Origin of the sequence: Zestomonas carbonaria (assembly GCF_904061905.1) — a bacterium.
In the GTDB taxonomy this organism is placed as follows: Bacteria; Pseudomonadota; Gammaproteobacteria; order Pseudomonadales; family Pseudomonadaceae; genus Aquipseudomonas; species Aquipseudomonas carbonaria.
Genome location: NZ_CAJFCI010000055.1, coordinates 1 through 21,710, shown reverse-complemented (window position 1 = coordinate 21,710; position 21,710 = coordinate 1). Strand labels below are relative to the sequence as shown.

General features: G+C 66.3%; 18 protein-coding genes. 14 read left to right on the top strand and 4 right to left on the bottom strand.

Annotation, left to right across the window (positions count from 1 at the left end; genetic code table 11):
• The first annotated feature begins 41 nt into the window (after positions 1-41).
• The 4 genes from PSEWESI4_RS13965 (at position 42) to PSEWESI4_RS13950 (ending at position 4,322) form a co-directional block, all read left to right on the top strand.
• Complete coding sequence (locus tag PSEWESI4_RS13965; RefSeq protein WP_187671820.1) at positions 42-1,205, top strand: dipeptidase; 1,164 nt, start codon at positions 42-44, stop codon at positions 1,203-1,205.
• A gap of 103 nt (positions 1,206-1,308) precedes the next feature.
• The gene (gene rhlB, locus PSEWESI4_RS13960) at positions 1,309-2,784 is read left to right on the top strand and encodes an ATP-dependent RNA helicase RhlB (protein ID WP_187671819.1); all 1,476 of its coding nucleotides are present in this window, start codon (positions 1,309-1,311) and stop codon (positions 2,782-2,784) included.
• A 236-nt stretch (positions 2,785-3,020) separates the two neighbouring features.
• Positions 3,021-4,061, top strand: a complete 1,041-nt coding sequence (locus PSEWESI4_RS13955) for a DUF2157 domain-containing protein (RefSeq protein WP_187671818.1) — start codon at positions 3,021-3,023, stop codon at positions 4,059-4,061.
• A gap of 90 nt (positions 4,062-4,151) precedes the next feature.
• Positions 4,152-4,322, top strand: a complete 171-nt coding sequence (locus PSEWESI4_RS13950; protein WP_187671817.1) for a hypothetical protein — start codon at positions 4,152-4,154, stop codon at positions 4,320-4,322.
• Between the two features lie 246 nt (positions 4,323-4,568).
• Here the strand turns inward: PSEWESI4_RS13950 and moaE are convergent, their stop codons facing one another.
• From moaE to PSEWESI4_RS13930, 4 genes are all read right to left on the bottom strand, one after another.
• A complete protein-coding gene (gene moaE, locus PSEWESI4_RS13945) occupies positions 4,569-5,021 on the bottom strand; it encodes a molybdopterin synthase catalytic subunit MoaE (RefSeq protein WP_187671816.1) in 453 nt (150 codons plus the stop codon).
• Positions 5,022-5,023: 2 nt separating this feature from the next.
• Positions 5,024-5,272: a MoaD/ThiS family protein gene (locus PSEWESI4_RS13940; protein WP_187671815.1), complete on the bottom strand. Its 249-nt coding sequence runs from the start codon at positions 5,270-5,272 to the stop codon at positions 5,024-5,026.
• Entirely contained in the window at positions 5,269-5,745 is a 477-nt protein-coding gene (gene moaC, locus PSEWESI4_RS13935; RefSeq protein WP_187671814.1) for a cyclic pyranopterin monophosphate synthase MoaC, read from the bottom strand. Before moaC ends, PSEWESI4_RS13940 begins: the two co-directional genes overlap by 4 nt.
• 195 nt (positions 5,746-5,940) lie before the next feature.
• Positions 5,941-7,332 carry a PhoH family protein gene (locus PSEWESI4_RS13930; protein ID WP_187671813.1) on the bottom strand — a complete coding sequence of 464 codons (1,392 nt, stop codon included), beginning with the start codon at positions 7,330-7,332 and terminating at the stop codon, positions 5,941-5,943.
• Between the two features lie 438 nt (positions 7,333-7,770).
• On the opposite strand from PSEWESI4_RS13930, the gene PSEWESI4_RS13925 reads away from it, so the two are divergent.
• From PSEWESI4_RS13925 to PSEWESI4_RS13880, 10 genes are all read left to right on the top strand, one after another.
• A complete protein-coding gene (locus PSEWESI4_RS13925; RefSeq protein ID WP_187671812.1) occupies positions 7,771-8,298 on the top strand; it encodes a cytochrome b in 528 nt (175 codons plus the stop codon).
• A gap of 92 nt (positions 8,299-8,390) precedes the next feature.
• Positions 8,391-9,167 (top strand): peroxide stress protein YaaA, encoded by a 777-nt coding sequence (yaaA, locus tag PSEWESI4_RS13920; protein WP_187671811.1) that lies wholly within the window; start codon positions 8,391-8,393, stop codon positions 9,165-9,167.
• A 796-nt stretch (positions 9,168-9,963) separates the two neighbouring features.
• Complete coding sequence (gene algD / locus PSEWESI4_RS13915; protein WP_187671810.1) at positions 9,964-11,274, top strand: GDP-mannose 6-dehydrogenase; 1,311 nt, start codon at positions 9,964-9,966, stop codon at positions 11,272-11,274.
• Positions 11,275-11,507: 233 nt separating this feature from the next.
• The gene (alg8, locus tag PSEWESI4_RS13910; RefSeq protein WP_408004314.1) at positions 11,508-12,989 is read left to right on the top strand and encodes a mannuronan synthase; all 1,482 of its coding nucleotides are present in this window, start codon (positions 11,508-11,510) and stop codon (positions 12,987-12,989) included.
• A 34-nt stretch (positions 12,990-13,023) separates the two neighbouring features.
• On the top strand, positions 13,024-14,184 hold the full coding sequence (locus PSEWESI4_RS13905) for a PilZ domain-containing protein (RefSeq protein WP_187671808.1): 1,161 nt from the start codon (positions 13,024-13,026) through the stop codon (positions 14,182-14,184).
• A gap of 13 nt (positions 14,185-14,197) precedes the next feature.
• On the top strand, positions 14,198-15,580 hold the full coding sequence (gene algK, locus PSEWESI4_RS13900; protein WP_328821892.1) for an alginate biosynthesis TPR repeat lipoprotein AlgK: 1,383 nt from the start codon (positions 14,198-14,200) through the stop codon (positions 15,578-15,580).
• Positions 15,581-15,612: 32 nt separating this feature from the next.
• On the top strand, positions 15,613-17,055 hold the full coding sequence (locus PSEWESI4_RS13895) for an alginate export family protein (protein WP_187671806.1): 1,443 nt from the start codon (positions 15,613-15,615) through the stop codon (positions 17,053-17,055).
• Positions 17,056-17,507: 452 nt separating this feature from the next.
• Positions 17,508-19,046: a mannuronan 5-epimerase AlgG gene (gene algG / locus PSEWESI4_RS13890; protein ID WP_235978941.1), complete on the top strand. Its 1,539-nt coding sequence runs from the start codon at positions 17,508-17,510 to the stop codon at positions 19,044-19,046.
• An 11-nt stretch (positions 19,047-19,057) separates the two neighbouring features.
• Positions 19,058-20,467 (top strand): alginate O-acetyltransferase, encoded by a 1,410-nt coding sequence (locus PSEWESI4_RS13885; RefSeq protein ID WP_187671804.1) that lies wholly within the window; start codon positions 19,058-19,060, stop codon positions 20,465-20,467.
• A gap of 9 nt (positions 20,468-20,476) precedes the next feature.
• Positions 20,477-21,580, top strand: coding sequence for a mannuronate-specific alginate lyase (locus PSEWESI4_RS13880; RefSeq protein ID WP_187671803.1), 1,104 nt, complete (start codon positions 20,477-20,479; stop codon positions 21,578-21,580).
• Positions 21,581-21,710: the final 130 nt, after the last annotated feature.

The window sequence follows — 21,710 nt, the reverse complement described above, 5'->3', positions numbered from 1 at the left end:
ACGGGCTAGAGTCCGTGCATGACAACAACACGGACGTCCCCATGCGCAAAACGCTCATCGCCCTGTTGGTCCTGGCCGTGATCGGCCTGGGCATCTTCTTCAGCCTGCCCTCGCTGCTTGACCGGCGGATGAACAGCGTCGCCACGCCGCCGCCCTACCCGGCCAGCCCGGCAGCCGAACAGTTGCACAACCGCCTGTTCATCGCCGACCTGCACGACGACGCCCTGCTCTGGCAGCGCGACCTGCTGGAGCGCCATGACTACGGCCACAGCGACCTGCCGCGCCTGCTCGAAGGGCGTGTCGCCCTGCAAGTGTTCTCCACCGTCACCAAGACGCCGCGCAACCTCAACTACGAACGCAACGACGACGACACCGACAACATCACCCCGCTGATCATGGCCCAGCGCTGGCCACGCGCGACCTGGGGCAGCCTGCTGGAGCGCGCCCTGTACCAGAGCGAACGCCTGCACCGGGCCGTGGCCGCCAGCGACGGGCGCCTCACCCTGGTCACCAGCCGCCGCGAGCTGGCCGGGTTCATCGCCGCCTGGCAGCGCGACCCGCAGCGTCTCGCAGGCATCCTCGCCACCGAGGGCCTGCATCCGCTGGAAGGCCGGCTGGAGAACGTCGACCGCCTGTACGACGCCGGCTTCCGCATCGCCGGGCTGACCCACTTCTTCGACAACGAGGTCGGCGGCTCCGCCCACGGCATGGAACAGGGCGGCCTGACCCGCTTCGGCCGCCGGGTAATCGCCCGCCTGGAACAGAAAGGCATGTTGATCGACCTGGCCCACGCCTCGCAGAAACTGATCGACGACGTGCTGGCCAGCGCCACCCGCCCGGTGCTGGTCTCCCACACCGGCGTGCAGGGCACCTGCCCCGGCCCGCGCAACCTCAGCGACCGGCACATCCAGGCCATCGCCGCCACCGGCGGGGTGATCGGCATCGGCTACTGGGACGCGGCGGTGTGCGAGACCTCGGTGGCCGCCATCGTCAAGGCGATCCGCTACACTGCCGACAAGGTCGGCGTCGCGCACGTCGCCCTCGGCTCCGACTTCGACGGCACCATCCATGCTCCCTTCGACACCAGCGGCCTCGCGCAACTCACCGAGGGCCTGCAACAGGCCGGCTTCAGCGAAGAGGAAATCGCCGCGATCATGGGCGGCAACGTGCGGCGCCTGCTGCTCGCCAACCTGCCGGAGGCCTGAGCCAGCGCTGTTGAAGCGTGCAAGGCGCGCGGCACTTCGCCGCACTGGCATCTTGCTTTACACTGGCGCCCGTTCATTCCTTAACCAACCTGAAGAGATTCCCGTGCTCAAAGCACTCAAGAAGATGTTTGGCAAGGGCTCCGGCGAACAACCGGCGCCGACTCCGCAGGGTGAAGCGCCCGCAGCCGCGCGTGAAGGCCGCAGCCAACCACCGAAGAACGACAAGCCCGCCCGCGACGGCAAACCCCGTGCGCCCAAGGCCAACGCGGAACGCAAACCGCGCGACGAGCAGGCGAAAGCCGACAAACCCAAGCCCGAGAAACCGCGCCGCGAACGGCCGGCCAAGCCGCCGACCCCGGCCAGCACCTGGAAACTCGAGGACTTCGTGGTCGAGCCGCAGGAAGGCAAGACCCGCTTCCACGACTTCCCGCTGGCCCCCGAGCTGATGCACGCCCTGCACGACCTCGGCTTCCCCTACTGCACGCCGATCCAGGCCGGAGTGCTCGGCTACACCCTCAAGGGCCGTGACGCCATCGGCCGGGCGCAGACCGGCACCGGCAAGACCGCCGCGTTCCTGATCTCGATCATCACCCAGTTGCTGCAGACCCCACCGCCGAAGGAACGCTACATGGGCGAGCCGCGTGCGCTGATCATCGCCCCGACCCGCGAGCTGGTGGTGCAGATCGCCAAGGACGCCGCGGCGCTGACCAGGTACACCGGCCTCAACGTCATGAGCTTCGTCGGCGGCATGGACTTCGACAAGCAGCTCAAGCAACTGGAATCGCGCTTCTGCGACATCCTGGTCGCCACCCCCGGCCGCCTGCTGGACTTCAACCAGCGCGGCGAGGTGCATCTGGACATGGTCGAGGTGCTGGTCCTCGACGAAGCCGACCGCATGCTCGACATGGGCTTCATCCCCCAGGTCCGCCAGATCATCCGCCAGACCCCGCCGAAGGCCGAGCGCCAGACCCTGCTGTTCTCCGCCACCTTCACCGACGACGTGATGAACCTGGCGCAGCAGTGGACCACCAACCCGGCCATCGTCGAGATCGAGCCGGAGAACGTCGCCAGCGAAACCGTCGAGCAGCACGTCTACGCGGTGGCCGGCAGCGACAAGTACAAGCTGCTGTACAACCTGATCACCCAGAACAACTGGGAGCGGGTGATGGTCTTCGCCAACCGCAAGGACGAGGTTCGCCGCATCGAGGAACGCCTGGTGCGCGACGGCGTCAGCGCCGCGCAGATGTCCGGCGACGTGCCGCAGCACAAGCGCATCAAGGTGCTGGAAGGCTTCCGCGCCGGGCACATCCGCGTGCTGGTGGCCACCGACGTAGCCGGCCGTGGCATCCACATCGACGGCATCAGCCACGTGATCAACTTCACCCTGCCGGAAGTACCGGACGACTACGTGCACCGCATCGGCCGCACCGGCCGCGCCGGCGCCAGCGGCACCTCGATCAGCTTCGCCGGCGAGGACGACGCCTTCGCCCTGCCGCCGATCGAGGAACTGCTCGGCCGCAAGATCAACTGCGAGTACCCGCCAGCCGAACTGCTCAAGCCGGTGCCGCGCCGGCATTGAGCCGCCAGCAAGGCGTAGGGGGACTCAGCCAGCAGAGTTGAGCCATGTCTGGTGGGCTGAAGCCCACCCTACGGTACCGAGAAAAGGCGAAGCCATGGCTTCGCCTTTTTCGTCGTAGCCCGGATGCAATCCGGGGAGATTGGTTGCCGGATTCCCTGGATTTCATCCAGGCTACGGGGCCAGACTGTGCCGAACAGCGGCACTGGAAACGTCAACCCGGGAAACGGAGGCCCGCCATGACCCTCAAGCTCGACGCCCAAGACCTCGCCCGCGCCGTCAGCGCCGGCATCCTGCATCCCGGCCAGGATCAGGCCCTGCTCGACTTCCTGCGCCAGCAGCCGGAAACCCGCCCCAGCTTCCAGCTCGCCCATGTCGCCTACTACTTCGGCGCCCTGCTGATCATGGGCGCCATGGGCTGGCTGCTCACCGAAGCCTGGATGAACATCGGCGACATCGCCCTGCTGCTGATCGCCCTCGCCTACATGGCGGTGTTCCTGCTCGCCGGACGCAGCCTGTGGCAACGCGGCCAGCGCATCCCCGGCGGCCTGCTCGGCGCGGTGGCGGTGAGCCTGACGCCGCTGGCGGTGTTCGCCATACAGCGGCTGACCGGCCTGTGGCCGCTGGACGACGGCCAGCAGGATTACCACGACTACTACGTCTACGTGCGCGGCGGCTGGCTGGCCATGGAAGCGGCCACCGTGCTGGTCGGCCTGCTGGTGCTGCGCCTGCTGCCCTTCCCGTTCATCGCCATGCCCATCGCGGTGGCCCTGTGGTTCATGTCCATGGACCTCACCGAACTGGTGAGCGGCGGCATCCTCGACTGGGAAACGCGCCGCTGGGTATCACTGTGGTTCGGCCTGGCCCTGCTGCTCGCCAGCCTGCTGGTGGACGGCCGCAGCAAGCAGGACTTCGCCTTCTGGGGCTACCTGGCCGGCCTGCTGGCGTTCTGGGGCGGGCTGAGCCTGATGGACAGCGGCAGCGAGCTGGGCAAGGCGCTCTACTGCCTGGTCAACCTCGGCCTGATGGCCTGCGCCGTGCTGCTGCGCCGCCCGGTGTTCATGGTCTTCGGCGCCCTCGGCGTGGCCGGCTACCTCGGCCACCTGTCCTACGCCGTGTTCAAGGACTCGCTGCTGTTCCCCATCGTCCTGACCCTGATCGGCCTGGCGGTGATCGCCCTCGGCCTGGCCTACCAGAAACGCCGCGACGCACTGACCAGCGAACTGCGCGAGCGCCTGCCGGACAGCCTGCTGCAACTGCTGCCGGCGTTGCGGCGCTGACGAGCCGGGCGATATTGACCCAGGTCAGCGCCGCCACCCGACGAACGGCTAAGCTGTGATCAGGCCCTTTCGCCGGAGTGGAGACGTAACATGGAGCATTTCCTCGTCATGCTGGTGCCGTTGCTCGCCGGGTTCATGCTGTTGGGCATCGGCTTCAACAACCGCGAGCACGAGTGGGGGGTTCGGTTGATCGGGGCCGGGGCGCTGCTGATGCTGGCGCCCATCGCGGTGAAGCTCTACCTCACCCTGCATCTGACATGATTGGTGGGGGCCCGCGTGATGGGTTACGCGGCGCATCGAGTCCGGAAGGGATCTGCAGGGCCATGGCCCGGCGCCGCTCACCCATCCTACGGAGCCAGGCCGTGAACCCGTAGGATGGGTGAGGCGCCGGGCTCCGCCCTACGGGACCGGCGCAAAACGTCTGGCGCCGTAACCCATCGTCGAGCCCACCGTCTGGCGAAGAGTGGGTGGTTGGCTGAAGCGGAACGCCGCCGGGCCCACCCTATGCTATGTTTTCCAGCGCCCGGCGGCGTCCTGATCGCTGTCGCGGCCTTCGACCCAGCGCGGGCCTTCGGCGGTGTCTTCCTTCTTCCAGAACGGTGCGCGGGTCTTCAGGTAGTCCATGATGAACTCGCAGGCATCGAACGCCGCCTGGCGGTGGGCACTGGCGGTGCCGACGAAGACGATCGGCTCGCCCGGCTCCAGGCGGCCGACGCGGTGGAGGATCTCGATCCTGAGCAGCGGCCAGCGCTGCTCGGCCTCGGCGGCGATCTTCGCCAGGGCCTTCTCGGTCATGCCCGGCGCGTGTTCGAGGAACATCCCCGAGACATCCTGGCCATCGTTGAAATCTCGCACGTAGCCGACGAAGCCGACCACCGCGCCGACGCCGACATTGGCGGCATGCAGGGCATTGAGTTCAATGCCGGGATCGAAGGCCTCCTGCTGTACCCGAATGCCCATCTCTAACCTCCCGTCACGGTGGGGAAGAACGCCACCTCGTCGCCGTCCTCCAGGGCCTCGTCGAGGCTGCACAGCTCCTGGTTGCGCGCGCACATCAGGTTCTGCTCGGCGAGCACTTCCCAGGCGCCGCCACGGGTCAGCAGGTGCTGGCGCAGGTCATCGAGGCTGGCGAGGGACGCATTCCAGGCCAATTGTTCGCCGTCGAGGCCAAGCGCCTCGCGGTAACGGGCGAAATACTGCACGCGAATCATCGTGACTCCCCGGCCTTGAAGTGGCCGCTCTTGCCGCCCTGCTTTTCCAGCAGGCGCACGGCTTCGATGACCATGCCGCGATCCACCGCCTTGCACATGTCGTAGATCGTCAGCGCGGCGACGCTGGCGGCGGTCAGCGCTTCCATTTCCACGCCGGTCTGCCCGGCCAGCTTGCAGCGTGCCTGGATACGCACCGCATCGGTGCCCTCGGCGCTCAGTTCGACCTTGACGCTGGTGAGCAGCAGCGGATGGCACAGCGGGATCAGGTCGGAGGTCTTCTTCGCCGCCTGGATACCGGCGATGCGCGCCACGGCGAACACGTCGCCCTTGGGATGCTCGCCGTCGACGATCATTTGCAGGGTCTCCGGGCGCATGCGCACGCGGGCTTCGGCCACCGCCTCACGGGAAGTCACCGCCTTGTCGGTGACATCGACCATGTTGGCGCGGCCTTGGGAATCGAGATGGGTCAGCACAGCGGGGTCTCCTCAGCGGACCGGTGGATGGCCCGCGCTTCCGGAGAATTGTATACAGAAAGCACGTCGCAGGCTGTAGTCAGGGTTCGCGTAGCCCGGATGCAATCCGGGAAACCCACCCCGGACCGCATCCGCCCCACGATCGTCCAGCCTTCAGCCTCCAGCGCTCTTGTCGGCTTTTCCGGCTTTCCCCCCTCACATGTTCGCTTCCGCGTACTCCGCCAGGATCGAACGCGGCACCCCTTGCAGGGTGATGTGCACCCCATGGGGGAAGTCCTTGAATCGTTCGGTCAGGTAGGTCAGGCCCGAGCTGGGCGCCGACAGGTAGGGGGTATCGATCTGCGCCAGGTTGCCCAGGCAGACCACCTTCGAGCCGGTGCCGGCGCGGGTGATGATGGTCTTCATCTGGTGCGGGGTGAGGTTCTGGCATTCGTCGATGAGGATCAGGCTCTGCTGGAAGCTGCGCCCGCGGATGTAGTTCAGCGATTTGAACTGCAGCGGCACCTTCTGGAGGATGTAGTCGACACTGCCGTGGGTGCTCTCGTCGTCCATGTGCAGGGCTTCGAGGTTGTCGGTGATGGCGCCCAGCCAGGGCTCCATCTTCTCCGCCTCGGTGCCGGGCAGGAAGCCGATTTCCTGGTCCAGGCCCTGCACGCTGCGGGTGGCGATGATCCGCCGGTAGCGCTTGCTGACCATGGTCTGCTCGATGGCCGCGGCCAGCGCCAGGATGGTCTTGCCGGAACCGGCGGCGCCGGCCAGGTTGACCAGGTGGATGTCCGGGTCGAGCAGCGCGTAGAGCGCCAGTGCCTGGTAGATGTCGCGCGGACGCAGGCCCCATGCCTCCTGGTGGAGCAGCGGTTCCTGGTGCAGGTCGAGGATCAGCAGTTCGTCGTTCTCGATGCCCTTGATCCAGCCGACGAAGCCCTGCTGGTCGACGATGAATTCGTTGATGTGTACCGCCGGCAGGTTGTCGGTGAGCTGTACGCGGTGCCAGGTGCGGCCGTGGCCCTGGCGGGTCTCGACGGTGCTGACGCGGTCCCAGAACGAGCCTTCGAGGTTGTGGTAGCCGTGCGGCAGCAGGGAGATGTCGTCGACCAGTTGGTCGGTGTGGTAGTCCTCCGCCTCGATGCCGCAGGCGCGCGCCTTCAGGCGCATGTTGATGTCCTTGGTGACCAGCACCACGGAGAAGCCGGGCTTGCGGGTCTTCAGTTCGACGAGCTGGTTGATGATCTTGTTGTCGTTGAGGTCTTCCGGCAGCCAGGTGACCGGCTCGGCGCGCTTGCTCATGAGGATCGACAGGAAGCCGCAGCTACCTCCGGTATCGCGCGGGATCGGTACACCATGCTCGACCTGGTCCGGGTTCGCGTTGCCGAGGATCTTGTCGATCAGGCGGATGGCCTGGCGACATTCGGCGGCGACACCCTGTTTCCCACTCTTCAGCTTGTCCAGCTCTTCCAGCACGGTCATCGGGATGGCGACGTGGTGCTCCTCGAAGTTGAGCAGGGCATTGGGATCGTGGATCAGAACGTTGGTATCGAGGGCGTAGAGAGTCGGGGCGGTGGGGCGGGTGCGTCCGTGATCATCCATACTCGGTCACCTTCTGCTAGGGCGAGACGACGGCGCGCCAACATGGCGCCCGCCGGGGAAGGCCGCCGCCTTCTCGGCACGGCGGCACGAGAAGATGCAAGCAAGGTATGGGCCGATGGCCGCCACCTGAGTCTGCAGGTTTCGACGGTCTTGTTTCTGTTGATACTCCAAAAAAGATGACAAGAAAAATGACTTTTCGCGTTTTGGGATTTTATTTTTCCATGCGACGAAAAACGCTTGGCTCACCTTCGCCCTGCCCGTTAAAGTCCTAAGTCCTTCCCGCCTTTGCGCGCGCCCATCTCCGGCCGCCATAACAATTTGCAACGCCACCTCGCCGGCAGTTGCCACGCCAATGCGTTAACCTCGCGGCCTTCAGGAAGAAACCAGCCATCACTCGCGACACGAATCGCGGGGAGGCTCCATGACGAGGAAAAAACCGTGACCGATGCCCGCTACTCCCCCACCCAGATCACCCTGCACTGGCTGAGCGCCATCCTGGTGCTGGTCATCATCGCCCTTCCCTACGGCAGCGACCTGTTCGCCGGCCTGCTCGGCGGCGCCGGCGGGGTGTTCACCCTGCACAAGTCCCTGGGCCTGCTGGTCCTGCTGCTGACCGTGCTGCGCCTGCTGGTGCGCACCCGCGATGGCGCGCCGCAACTGCTGCCGGCGGATGCGCGCCTCAACCAGCTCGCCGCCAAGGCCGGCCATGCGCTGCTCTACCTGCTGTTGCTGCTGATGCCGCTCAGCGGACTGCTGTTCGGCAAGCGCCCGCTGAACCTGTTCTGGCTGGTGGAGATTCCCCCGCTGCCGCTCTCCGACGCCGTCCGCGAAGTGGCCAAGACCTTCCACGTCACAGCCCAGTACCTGCTGTTCGCGCTGATCCTCGGCCACGCCGGGGCGGCGATCTGGCACCACCGCGTCCGCCGCGACAACGTGCTGCGCGCCATGCTGCCGGCCCGCGACTGACGTATCGATAGATACAAGCCCCGGCTCCCGATAGGTGGAGCCGGGGTCTTCATCAGCCTACAATCGCCCCTCGCCGAGAGGAGACGATACGCATGCTGATGGTGATTTCCCCCGCCAAGACCCTCGACTACGAGACGCCGCCGGCCACTTCCCGCTACACCCAGCCCGAATACCTCGACCATTCCCAGGAGCTGATCACCCAACTGCGCGAGCTGACGCCGCTGCAGATCGGTGAACTGATGCACCTGTCGGACAAGCTCGCCGGGCTCAACGCCGCACGCTACGCGAGCTGGCACCCGCAGTTCACCCCGGACAACGCCAAGCAGGCGCTGCTGGCGTTCAAGGGCGACGTCTACACCGGCCTGCACGCGGAAGACTTCAGCGAGGACGACTTCGATTTCGCCCAGCGCCACCTGCGCATGCTCTCCGGCCTCTACGGCGTGCTGCGCCCGCTCGACCTGATGCAGCCCTACCGGCTGGAGATGGGCACCAAGCTGGCCAACGCCCGTGGCAAGGACCTCTACGCCTTCTGGGGCGAGCGCATCAGCGGCTGGCTCAACGAGGCGCTGGCCGCCCAGGGCGACGACGTGCTGCTCAACCTGGCGTCCAACGAGTATTTCGGCGCGGTGCAGCGCAAGGCGCTGAAGGCGCGGGTCATCGACACCGAGTTCCGCGACCTGAAGAACGGCCAGTACAAGATCATCAGCTTCTACGCCAAGAAGGCCCGCGGCCTGATGGCCCGCTACGTGATCAAGCATCGCCTGGTCGACCCGGCCGCCCTCGTCGACTTCGACGAGCAGGGCTACTACTACTCCGCCAAGGACTCCACGCCGGACAACCTGGTGTTCCTGCGCGACGCTCCGCAGTAGGGCGCTGTTCACTGGATGCGGGATCGGTGTCTGGCCGGGAACCATCGCGCCGCTCCCGAATCGGTGCGCGCGGCGCACCCTACGGTCTTGCAATCCGGGGAGCCGGCTGCACCCTATGGGGGCGTTACCGTGCGGTGAACTTCTCCCTTCCCCCCGAAAGTAAACGGCCGTTCCGATGCTCCACGGTGCGGTTGTTCCCGATGCAGCCGTGAAAAATCTCGAAATTTTTTCGCCGGTCATCGCCGAAAAAACGGCGTCAATTTTCGTACTGGCAATAAAACATCCCTCTCCTGAAACCTCCAGATAATTAGCGGCTTGCGCGACAAGTGCCAGTAGTTTGCAAGTACTGGAATTCGTGTAGTTGCATCCTGACATCCTTTGTAAAAGTCTGACGAACGGTAGGAACTATCATTTGCGCGGATCGCTCATAGTCCGCGTAACCGTTATTAAACAGGTTGCCAAAGTGCCAGCGGACGATCATCCGCCGTAGTTGCGAGTTAATATCCTCGAGCACTTTGCATATGCAGTATCGCTACTTTTAGTTCAGGAGAAATCGCACCAAAAGTAGACCACCAGCAGCCTAAACCAGGCACGACGCCCAGTATTGGAGCATCGGCCAATATCCCTCGGGCGACTCTACCCACAAGATGCCCTACTTGCGTGCCGAACACTTCGGCGCACGAACTTTATTATGCCTGCGCTCGGCCAATAAATGTTGGCATGGGCACCATAATGGACCCCGGTTAATTTTCACCGGAACTTCAAATAGGCGTGATAACAGAACAAGGTGAATATAATGCGCATCAGCATTTTTGGTCTCGGCTATGTCGGTGCAGTATGTGCCGGCTGCCTCTCTGCACGTGGTCATGAAGTGATTGGAGTGGATGTTTCCACGACCAAGATCGACCTGATAAACCAGGGCAAATCGCCCATCGTCGAACCCGGCCTGGAAGAGTTGCTGCAACAGGGCCTGAAAACCGGCCGCCTGCGTGGCACCACCGATGTCGCCGAAGCGGTTGCCGCCACCGACCTGTCGTTCATCTGCGTCGGTACGCCGAGCAAGAAGAACGGCGACCTGGAGCTCGACTACATCGAATCGGTATGCCGCGAGATCGGCTTCGTGCTGCGCGACAAGGCCGAGCGCCACACCGTCGTGGTGCGCAGCACGGTGCTGCCGGGCACGGTGAAGAAGGTGGTCATCCCGCTTCTCGAAGACTGCTCCGGCAAGAAGGCCGGCGTCGATTTCGGCGTCGCGGTAAACCCCGAGTTCCTCCGCGAGAGCACCGCGATCAAGGACTACGACTACCCGCCGATGACCGTGATCGGCGAGCTGGACAAGGCTTCCGGCGACGCCCTCGAAGCCCTCTACCGCGAACTCGACGCGCCGATCATCCGCAAGGACGTCGAAGTCGCCGAGATGATCAAGTACACCTGCAACGTCTGGCACGCGGCCAAGGTCACCTTCGCCAACGAGATCGGCAACATCGCCAAGGCGGTCGGCGTCGATGGTCGCGAGGTGATGGACGTGGTCTGCCAGGATCACAAGCTCAACCTCTCGCGCTACTACCTGAAGCCCGGCTTCGCCTTCGGCGGCTCGTGCCTGCCCAAGGACGTGCGCGCCCTGAACTACCGCGCCAGCCAGCTCGACGTCGAGGCGCCGCTGATCGGCTCGCTGATGCGCAGCAACGGCGCCCAGGTGCAGCACGCCTTCAACCTCATCGCCAACCACGACAAGCGCAAGGTCGCCCTGCTCGGCCTGAGCTTCAAGGCCGGCACCGACGACCTGCGCGAGAGCCCGCTGGTGGAACTGGCCGAAATGCTCATCGGCAAGGGCTACGACCTCAGCATCTACGACCGCAACGTCGAGTACGCGCGGGTCCACGGGGCGAACAAGGAGTACATCGAGTCGAAGATCCCCCACGTCTCGTCGCTGCTCGACAGCGACCTGGAACGGGTGGTCGAGCGTGCCGACCTGATCGTCCTCGGCAACGCCGACGAGCGTTTCCGTGGCCTGGTCGAAGAGACGCCGGAAGGCAAGCAGATCGTCGACCTGGTCGGCTTCATGGCGCACACCAGCCGCAACGGCAGCGAAGGTATCTGCTGGTAGTTGCGCCGAGACGGCGCCGTCGCCCCGATGCCGCAGAGCATCGGCATTCAGCCATGAGGCGACGGCCCCGATTTTCTTGAGTTCCGCCGGTGCCGCGACGCACCGCAACGTCCGGAGCACGCCGGCGGAACCTGATTCCTGCCCAATTTTGCGGACCCACCCTGCCCGGTGGCACGAGCTTCTCGTCGCCGCCGCGCCCGAGGTGCGTCCGCGCGAGACGACGGATACAGATGATGGACAGGCTCAAGCAGGGTTTCGCCGAAGCCGCCGGATGGGTGTTCTACCTCAGCCTGCTGATGCTGATCGCCCTGGCGCTGCCGCGCACGGTATTCGACCCGGAGTCGAAGGACTTCCTGCTGCTGATCGGCGCGGTCGGCATCTGGCGCTATTCCATGGGTGCCATGCACTTCATGCGCGGCATGCTGTTCCTCTACGTGGTCTATCCGCACTACCGGCGCAAGGTGCGCAAGCTGGGCGCGGCGGCCGATCCGTCCCACGTGTTCCTGATGGTCACCAGCTTCCGCATCGACGCGCTGACCACCGCCATGGTCTACCGCTCGGTGATCGAGGAAGCCATCGCCTGCGGCTACCCGACCACCGTGGTGTGCTCGATCGTCGAGCGCTCCGACGAGCTGCTGGTCAAGGCGCTGTGGGAGAAGTACGCGCCGCCGGAGCGGGTCAAGCTGGACTTCGTGCGGATCGCCGGCACCGGCAAGCGCGACGGCCTGGCCAACGGCTTCCGCGCCATCTCCCGGCACCTGCCGGACGAACACGCGGTGGTCGCGGTGATCGATGGCGACAGCGTGCTGGAACCGCACGTGGTCAAGCGCACCGTGCCCTGGTTCAAGCTGTTCCCCAACGTCGGCGGGCTGACCACCAACGAGTTCTGCGAAGTGCGCGGCAGCTACATCATGAGCGAGTGGCACAAGCTGCGCTTCGCCCAGCGCCACCTGAACATGTGCTCGATGGCGCTCAGCAAGCGGGTGCTGACCATGACCGGACGGATGTCGGTGTTCCGCGCCAGCGTGGTGACCAACCCGGAATTCATCGCCGACGTCGAGAGCGACCATCTGGAGCACTGGCGCCTGGGCCGCTTCCGCTTCCTGACCGGCGACGACAAGTCGAGCTGGTACAGCCTGATGCGCCTGGGCTACGACACCTTCTACGTGCCGGACGCGGCGATCAACACCGTCGAGCACCCGCCGGAGAAGAGCTTCATCAAGGCCAGCCGCAAGCTGATGTTCCGCTGGTACGGCAATAACCTGCGGCAGAACTCGCGGGCCATGCGCCTCGGCCGCAAGCGCCTCGGCGCGTTCACCAGCCTGGTGCTGTTCGACCAGCGCGTGTCGATGTGGACCTGCCTGCTCGGGCTCGCCGTGGCGATCATCGCCAGCCTCAAGTACAGCGTCGCCTACCTGCTGATCTACCTGCTGTGGATCGGCATCACCCGGCTGATCCTGACCCTGCTGCTGTCGGTGACCGGCCACCACATCGGACCGGCCTACCCGCTGATCCTCTATTACAACCAGGTCGTCGGCGCGCTGGTGAAGATCTACGTGTTCTTCCGCCTCGACCAGCAGTCCTGGACGCGCCAGCCGACCAAGCTCACCCGCGACCTGGCCAGCTTCCAGCGCTGGTTCAACACCTGGTCGTCACGCTCCATGACCTTCTCTGCCGCCAGTGTGTTCATCGCCACGCTGCTGCTCATCGTCTGAGCCAACCCGAATGGAATTGACCGAGAAAAACGCCATGAATACAGCCGTGAACGTCAACGTCGTGCATGAATCGGAAACCCAGCGCCAGCACGCACGGATCAGGATCCCCGCGAAAGTCCGCTTCATCGGACGCAACCGCGAATTGGTCGAGCAGCAACTGCTGGACATCTCCGCCGGCGGCTTCGCCTACGGCGCGGCGAAGGTCCCGGTGCAGGTCGGCGACTATCACCGCGGCAAGCTGATGTTCGTCATCGACAACATCAGCCTCGGCATCGAGGTCGAGTTCCAGGTGCGCTCGGTGGACGCCGACAGCGGCCGGGTCGGCTGCCAGTTCCACAACCTCAAGCCCCGCGAGATCGCCACCCTGCGCCAACTGATCACCTCCCACCTGTCCGGCGAGCTGATCAGCGTCGGCGAACTGCTCACCACCTTGCAGCGCGACAACTTCACCAAGCCGCGCAAGGACGGCGCCGGCGGCGGCATGGGCGCACTCGCCAGGCTGCGCGCGGTGACCGTCAGCTTCGGCGTGCTGGCGGTCGGCGTGACCGCCTTCGGCTTCATCTGCCACTCGCTGTACAACCTGTACTTCGTCAGCCACGCCCAGTCGGCGATGGTCAGCACGGCCGGCATGCAGGTGACCATGCCGCGCGAAGGCACGGTGCAGAGCCTGATCGGCGAGGACGGCGTGGTCGCCAAGGGCGCGCCGATCGCCACCTTCAGCACCTCGATGCTGGAAATGCTCAAGGGCCACCTGCAGGACAGCGACCTGCAACCGGCGAAGATCGAAGAACTGTTCGGCAAGCAGATGAAGGGCACCCTGACCAGCCCCTGCGACTGCACCCTGGTGCGCCAACTGGTCGCCGACGGCCAGTACGCCAGCAAGGGCGACGCGATCTTCGAACTCGCCCCGCGCGGCGGCGAGGCCAGCGTCGAAGCGCGCTTCCCCTACGGCAAGTTCGCCGAGGTGCAGCCGGGCACCCGGGTCAGCTTCCAGGTCGCCGGCGAGGCGGAAACCCGCAGCGGGCGCATCGTCGCCAGCAGCCTGAGCGACGAGCTGTCCAGCGACATCCGCGTGCGCATCCAGCCCGACGTGCCGCTGGACAACGCCCTCTCCGGCCGCCCGGCGGAAGTCAGCGCCAATCGCGGCCCGTCCCTCGACTGGCTGATCGACAAGGCCATGGCCGCCGGTCTCTGAGGAGGACATGCCAATGGCCGGTTCCCAGACCCGACTCGCCCCGCTCGGCCTGGCCGTGGCCTTCGCCCTGGCCGGCTGCGCCGGGCTGCCCGACCAGCGCCTGGCCCAGGAAGCGCTGAAGCGCGGCGACACCGCCACCGCCGAAAGCAACTTCCGCCAGCTCGCCGGGCTCGGCTACACCGACGCACAGGTCGGCCTCGCCGACCTGCAGGTGGAAAGCGGCGATCCCGAGCAGATGCGCCGGGCCGAAGAAACCTATCGCCAGGCGGCCGACCAGTCGCCGCGCGCCGCCGCCCGCCTCGGCCGCCTGCTGGCCGGCAAGCCGGGCGCCAGCGAGGCCGAGCGCCGCGAGGCGGAAAGCCTGCTGCAACGCGCCAACCAGGCCGGCGAACAGAACACCCTGCTGCCGCTGGCGATGCTCTACCTGCAATACCCGCAGAGCTTCCCCGAGGTGAACGCCCAGCAGCGGATCAGCCAGTGGCGCGCCGAAGGCCGGCCGCAGGCGGAGCTGGCGCAGGTCCTGCTCTATCGCACCCAGGGCAGCTACGACCAGCACCTCGACGAGATCGCCAGTATCTGCGAGGCGGCGCTGGCGAGCAGCGACGTGTGCTACGTCGAGCTGGCCACCGTGTACCGCAAGCGCGGCGACAGCGACCGCCTGCAAGCGCTGGTCGGGCGCCTGGACGGCGCCTGGAAGGCCGGCGCGGTGCCGGCCCAGCGCGTCGATTCGGTCGCCAACGTGCTCGCCGACCAGGAACTCGGCACGCCCGATGCCGAGACCGCGAAAGGTCTGCTGGAGCGACTGGCGCCGAGCTATCCGGCGGCCTGGGTCAGCCTCGCCCGGCTGCTCTACGAGAACCCCGAACTGGGCGACGTCGAGCAGTTGATGGGCTATCTGGACAAGGGCCGCGCCGCCGCCCGGCCGCGCGCCGAACTGCTGCTCGGCAAGCTCCACTACGAAGGCAAGCTGGTCCCGCAGAACCCGTTCAAGGCCGAGAAGCACCTGCTCGCGGCCGCCGCCAGCGAACCCTCCGCCAACTACTACCTGGGACAGATCTACCGCCGCGGTTTCCTCGGCCAGGTCTACCCGGACAAGGCCCTCGACCACCTGCTCGCCTCCGCCCGCAGCGGCCAGGCCAACGCCGACCTGGCGCTGGCGCAGATGTTCAGCCAGGGACGCGGCATCCGCCCGGACCCGGTCAACGCCTACGTGTTCAGCCAGCTCGCCGAGCAAGGCGGCAGGCCCGAGGCCAGCGAACTGGCGGCGCAGATCGCCCAGCAACTGCAACCGGCGCAGCGCAGCCAGGCCGAGCGCCTGCTGCGAGCCGAGCGCGACTACCGGGGCATCGCTCCGAACCACTCGCCGGCGGCCCGCACCGTCGCCCGGCAACCGTGACGGATGTCCCCATGAGCCTGATGGAACTGCCTATGAAACGATACTACTGGCTTGGCACCACCCTGAGCCTGCCGCTGCTGTGCGGCGCTCCGGCCTGGGCGGTGCAGATGACCGACGACAGCTACGGCCTGGACGTGAAGATCACCGCCCAGTCCGAGGACGACCGCGACCTCGGCACCCGCGATGGCGGCGACGTCAGCGGCCTCGGTCTCGACCTGCGCCCCTGGGGCTACCTCAAGCGCGGCGACTGGAGCGCCTTCGCCATGGGCCAGGCGGTCACCGCCACCGACACCATCGAGACCGACACCCTGCAGTCCGACGACTTCAGCGACGACACCCGCCGCAACGACAACCGCGAGGCGGACAAGAGCTACCTGGCGCTGCGCGAGTTCTGGATCGGCTACTCCGGCCTCACCGCCTACCCCGGCGAGGAACTGCGCTTCGGCCGCCAGCGCCTGCGCAACGACGACGGCCTGTGGCGCGACACCAACATCGAAGCGCTCGCCTGGAGCTTCGACACCACCCTGCTGCGCGCCAACCTGGGCGTCGCCGAACGCTTCAACGAATACCGCACCGACATCGACGACCTGGCCCCGGAAGACGAGGACCGCCTGCACCTCTTCGGCGACGTCGCCACCCAGTGGAAGCCCGGCCACTGGGTCGGCCTCAACGCCCACCACAGCCGCGACGACGGCGACCTGCGCCGCCCCGGCGAGGTGGTCGACGAACTGGACAAGACCACCACCGGCGACCTCACCTGGCTGGGCATCCAGGCCAACAGCGACGCCTACAACCCGCGCAACACCCGTCAGCTCAACTACTGGGCCAGCGCCACCTGGCTGACCGGCGACCGCGACCGCCTGACCAGCACCGTGGTCGGCGACGACCGCATCGCCACCGGCAAGCAGAGCGGCGACGTCGACGCCTGGGGCACCGACCTCGGCCTGCGCTGGCGCTTCGACCAGAGCTGGCAGGCCGGCGTCGCCTATGCGCGCGGCAGCGGTGGCGGTGGTTCCGATGGCGGCGACAACTTCCAGCAGACCGGCCTGGAGAGCAACCGCTCCGCCTTCACCGGCACCCGCACCCGCGTGCACCGTTTCGGCGAGGCGTTCCGTGGCGAGCTCTCCAACCTCCAGGCCGCCACCCTGTTCGGCTCCTGGCAGTTGCACGACGAGTACGACGCCAGCCTGGTCTACCACCGCTTCTGGCGCGTCGACGGCGACCAGCCGATCGGCGACAGCGGCATCACCGCCGCCATGCCCAACGACGACAAGGACGTCGGCCAGGAGATCGACCTGGTGGTCACCAAGTACTTCAAGGAAGGCCTGCTGCCGGCGGCGATGAGCCAGGCCATCGACGAACCCTCGGCGCTGGTGCGCTTCCGCGGCGGCGTATTCCTGCCCGGCGACGCCTACGGCAGCCAGGCGGACTCGAAGATGCACCGCGCCTTCGTCGACGTGATCTGGCGCTTCTGATGCGGGAGATCGGGGATATGAAACGGCCGATGGGTATCGCTGCGCTCGACTCATCCTGCGGGGTGGTTCGTGGGGGGGATGGTATTGGGGAGGTGGCCTTGTCAGCCCGCACGGACAGCTCCCCTCTCCTATTCATGGGGGCACGCCTAGTGGAGAGGGCTGGGGAGAGGGAACATGGCCTCTCCGCACACCGAAACCCCGCCCCTCACCCTAACCCTCTCCCGGAGGGAGAGGGGACTGGCCCGGTGAACGCCGATCGCCCGCGCCCGAACGGTAGCCCGGATGCAATCCGGGACATGGCCTCGCCAGCCACTAGGGCCAAGTCCAAACCACAAACCCAACCAGCCCGCACGGGCAGCCCCCTCTCCCATTTATGGGAGAGGGTTGGGGAGAGGGCCCGCGTCCGGCAACACTCTCTCTCCCCCGGCCCCTCTCCCATGAATGGGCGAGGGGTGACTCTGCTGGCCGCCCTTCTGCTATTCGCCAGCCCCAGTGTGCTGGCCAACAACCCCGAGAACGGCTCGACCAAGGAGTTGCGCGAAGCCCACACCTACACCGTCACCAGCGCCCCCATCGAGCCGTTGCACCTGGAGGAACCCAAGCTGCCCGACCTGTCCGGCTACACCGTCGAGGCGGTGAACGCCAAGATCGATCGCAGCAAGCCCGGCAGCGTGACGATACGGCGGATGGTCCAGCAGGACCCGCTGAAGCAGTTCATCGGCGGCGACAACCGCCTGGCCGAGTGGGTGCGCCGGCAGCGTGGCATGCCGCAGGCGATCTTCGTCGAGGGCGGCTACGTCAACCTCGCCGACCTGGCGAAGAAGGTACCCAAGCAATACCTCAGCGAAACCGCCGAGGGGGTCTACCTGGCGCGCCTGCCCATCGTGGTGGCCCACGGCGCGACCCTGCACATCGACGGCAAGACCCGCGACCTGCGCCTGTCCCAGGAAGGCGGCTCGTTCCTGGTCAACGACGGCAAGCTGTTCGTGGTCGACAGCCGGATCACCGCCTGGCGCGAGGCCGACAACGGCCCGGCGACCTTCCGCAAGCCCCGGGAATTCCGTCCGTTCCTGCTCTCCTGGGGCGGCACCGAGACCTACATCGCGGGCAGCGTGATCACCAGCTTCGGCTACGACGAGAGCAAGTCCTACGGCGTCTCCATCTCCCAGTACACGCCGAACATGACCAAGCAGATGGGCCGCGAGGAACCCACCGGCTGGATCATCGATTCCGAGTTCATCGACATGTGGTACGGCTTCTACTGCTACGAGACCGACGACTTCGTGGTCAAGGGCAGCACCTACCGCGACAACATCGTCTACGGCATCGACCCGCACGACCGCTCGCATCGCCTGATCATCGCCGAGAACACCGTGCACGGGACGAAGAAGAAGCACGGCATCATCGTCTCCCGCGAGGTCAACGACAGTTGGATCTTCAACAACAAGAGCTACGACAACCAGCTCTCCGGGATCGTCATCGACCGTAACAGCGTGAACAACCTGGTGGCCTGGAACGAGGTCCACGGCAACCGCTCCGATGGCATCACCATCTACGAAAGCTCGAACAACCTGCTGTGGGGCAACCGCGTCATCGACAACGCCCGCCACGGCATCCGCCTGCGCAACAGCGTGAACATCCGCCTGTACGAGAACCTCTCCGCCGGCAACGGCCTGATTGGCGTCTACGGGCACACCAAGGACCTCTCCGACACCGACCGCGACATCGACCTCGACCCCTTCGACACCAAGGTCTCGATGATCGTGGTCGGCGGCCAGCTCGCCGGCAACGGCTCCAGCCCGCTGGCCATCGACTCGCCACTCTCGGTCGAGCTGTACCGCGTGGACATGCTGATGCCCAGCAAGGCCTCCGGCATCAGCTTCAGCGGCATCCTCGGCGAGCGCCAGGAAGAGATTCTCGACCTGCTGGTGCGCCAGCGAAAAGCCGTGCTGATCGACCCGGTGGAAAGCCAGGCCGAACTACAGGATTGAGGAATACGACGATGAAACTCACCCATTGGATCGCCCTGTCGCCGCTGGCCCTCGCCCTGGCCGCCGGCCACCTGCGCGCCGAGCAGCGCCCGGCGCCGACCTACAAGGCCGAGCCCTGCTGCAACCTGTGCCCGGCGGCCCACGACGCCAGCCTGTACACCACCAACTACCAGAAGAACTTCATGACCCTGGTCCAGGCCCAGGGCGACTGGCTGTTCCGCACCCGCGAGGACCTGCGCACCGAGTTCGACACCAGCGCGCTCGGCTACCGGCGCATGCAGCAACTGCACGACGCCTTCGCGCGGCGCGGCATCGAGCTGGTGCTGGTCTACCAGCCGACCCGTGGCCTGGTGAACCGCGACAAGCTCGCCCCGGCGGAAAAGGCCCGCTTCGACTACGACCGCGCGCTGGCCAACTACAAGGCCATGCTCGGCCGCTTCGAGAAGATGGGCTACGAGGTCCCGGACCTCTCGCCACTGGCCGGCGAACAGGACGAGCACACCTTCTACTTCCGTGGCGACCAGCACTGGACGCCCTACGGCGCACAGCGCACGGCGAAGATCGTCGCCGACACGATCCACGGGATGCCGGCCTTCGAAGGCATTCCGCGCCGCGAATTCGTCAGCAAGGTGATCGGCCGCATGGGCAAGAAAGGCACCCTGCACAACGTCGCCGGCCAGTTGTGCGGCACCAGCTACGCCATCGAATACATGGACCAGTTCGCCACCGAACCGAAGGACGCCAGCGGCAGCGACGACCTGTTCGGCGACTCCGGCAACCCGCAGATCGTCCTGGTCGGCACCAGCCACAGCGGCCAGAACTACAACTTCGCCGGCTTCTTGCAGGAGCACATCGGCGCCGACGTGCTCAACGTCGCCTTCCCCGGCGGCGGCCTGGAAGGCTCGATGATCGAGTACCTGGGCAGCCAGGAATTCCGCGACAGCCCGCCGAAGATCCTGATCTGGGAATTCTCGCCGCTGTACAGCCTGGACCAGGAAAGCATCTACCGGCAGTTGTTCGCCCTGCTCGACGATGGCTGCGAGGGCAAGCCGGCGGTGCTCGCCAACAAGGCCAGGCTGCGCCCCGGCAAGCAGGAAGTGCTGGTCAACAGCGGCGCCAAGCCGATCGCCAACCGCAACGGGCGCATCGAACTGACCTTCGCCGACACCTCGGTGAAGACCGTCAAGGCCAACCTCTGGTACCTCAACGGCCGCCGCGAATCGGTGAAGCTCGAGAAACCGGCGACCGCCGACACCAACGGCCGCTTCGTCTTCGACCTGCGCGAAGACCGCGACTGGGCCGACCAGAACCTGCTGGCAGTGGAACTGGAAGGCCCCGAGGCCGGCGGCGAGCCGCTGGAGGTCGAGGCCCGCCTGTGCCAGCGCCAACCCCTGTCGCAGAACGCCCAGGCCGGGCTGTGAGGTGACGCCATGAACGCATCCAACCTGCTCGCTCCCGCCCTACTCGGCCTGGCGCTGTTCGCCGGCACTGCCCAGGCCGCGAGCCTGGTGCCGCCGCAGGGCTACTACGCGTCGGTCGAGCGGGTGAAATCCGGCGGCGCGAACGATTGCGCCGCGACGCCGACGCCCTACACCGGCCGGCTGGTGTTCCGCAGCAAGTACGAAGGTTCGGACAGCGCCCGGGCGACCCTCAATCGCGAATCGGAAAAAGCCTTCCGCGAGACGACCCGCGACATCACCGAACTGGAACGCGGCGTGAACCGCCAGGTGATGCGCTACATGCGCGACGGCCGCGCGCAGGACCTGCAATGCGCCGTGCAATGGCTGAACACCTGGGCTCGGGCCGACGCGCTGCTGTCCACCGACTTCAACCACACCGGCAAGTCGATGCGCAAATGGGCGCTGGGCAGCCTGGCCTCGGCCTGGCTGCGCCTGAAGTTCAGCGAGTCGCAGCCGCTGGCGCCCTATGCGCAGGAGTCGCAACTGATCGAATCGTGGTTCGCCCGGCTCGCCGAGCAGACGGTCAAGGACTGGAGCGACCTGCCACTGAAGAAGATCAACAACCACTCCTACTGGGCCGCCTGGTCGGTGATGGCCACCGCCGTGGTCACCGACCGCCGCGACCTGTTCGACTGGGCGGTGCAACAGTTCCAGGTCGCCGCCGGCCAGATCGACGCCGACGGCTACCTGCCCAACGAACTCAAGCGCCAGCAACGCGCGCTGGCCTACCACAACTACGCCCTGCCGCCGCTGGCGATGATCGCCGCCTTCGCCGACGCCAACGGCGTGGATCTGCGCGACGACCACGACGCCGCCCTGCGCCGCCTGGCCGAACGGGTGATCCAGGGCGTCGACACCCCCACCCAGTTCGCCGACAAGGCCGGCAAGAAACAGGACATGACCGACCTGAAGAAACAGGCCAAGTTCGCCTGGCTGGAACCGTATTGCGCCGTCTACCGCTGCAACGCCGAGACCCTGGCGTGGAAACGGAAGATGCAGCCGTTCAAGACCTTCCGGCTGGGTGGGGATGTGACGCGGGTGTTCGATCCGCGGGTGGAGGGGAAGGGTTCGTAGAGAGCCTGTGGCCCGGATGAAATCCGGGCTACGAAGGCCAGTGATACCACGCGGACCTGACCGTCCGCACGGACCAGTCCCCTCTCCCATTCATGGGAGAGGGTTAGGGAGAGGGGCAAGAGGCTTCGGC

What these genes read in the sequence shown, in the direction of transcription:
- PSEWESI4_RS13965 (WP_187671820.1), top strand. Translation starts at nt 42, where the DNA reads ATGCGCAAAACGCTCATCGCCCTGTTGGTCCTGGCCGTGATCGGCCTG.
- PSEWESI4_RS13955 (WP_187671818.1), top strand. Translation starts at nt 3,021, where the DNA reads ATGACCCTCAAGCTCGACGCCCAAGACCTCGCCCGCGCCGTCAGCGCC.
- PSEWESI4_RS13950 (WP_187671817.1), top strand. Translation starts at nt 4,152, where the DNA reads ATGGAGCATTTCCTCGTCATGCTGGTGCCGTTGCTCGCCGGGTTCATG.
- moaE (WP_187671816.1), bottom strand. Translation starts at nt 5,021, where the DNA reads ATGGGCATTCGGGTACAGCAGGAGGCCTTCGATCCCGGCATTGAACTC.
- PSEWESI4_RS13940 (WP_187671815.1), bottom strand. Translation starts at nt 5,272, where the DNA reads ATGATTCGCGTGCAGTATTTCGCCCGTTACCGCGAGGCGCTTGGCCTC.
- PSEWESI4_RS13930 (WP_187671813.1), bottom strand. Translation starts at nt 7,332, where the DNA reads ATGGATGATCACGGACGCACCCGCCCCACCGCCCCGACTCTCTACGCC.
- yaaA (WP_187671811.1), top strand. Translation starts at nt 8,391, where the DNA reads ATGCTGATGGTGATTTCCCCCGCCAAGACCCTCGACTACGAGACGCCG.
- algD (WP_187671810.1), top strand. Translation starts at nt 9,964, where the DNA reads ATGCGCATCAGCATTTTTGGTCTCGGCTATGTCGGTGCAGTATGTGCC.
- alg8 (WP_408004314.1), top strand. Translation starts at nt 11,508, where the DNA reads ATGGACAGGCTCAAGCAGGGTTTCGCCGAAGCCGCCGGATGGGTGTTC.
- PSEWESI4_RS13905 (WP_187671808.1), top strand. Translation starts at nt 13,024, where the DNA reads ATGAATACAGCCGTGAACGTCAACGTCGTGCATGAATCGGAAACCCAG.
- algK (WP_328821892.1), top strand. Translation starts at nt 14,198, where the DNA reads ATGGCCGGTTCCCAGACCCGACTCGCCCCGCTCGGCCTGGCCGTGGCC.
- PSEWESI4_RS13895 (WP_187671806.1), top strand. Translation starts at nt 15,613, where the DNA reads ATGAAACGATACTACTGGCTTGGCACCACCCTGAGCCTGCCGCTGCTG.
- PSEWESI4_RS13885 (WP_187671804.1), top strand. Translation starts at nt 19,058, where the DNA reads ATGAAACTCACCCATTGGATCGCCCTGTCGCCGCTGGCCCTCGCCCTG.
- PSEWESI4_RS13880 (WP_187671803.1), top strand. Translation starts at nt 20,477, where the DNA reads ATGAACGCATCCAACCTGCTCGCTCCCGCCCTACTCGGCCTGGCGCTG.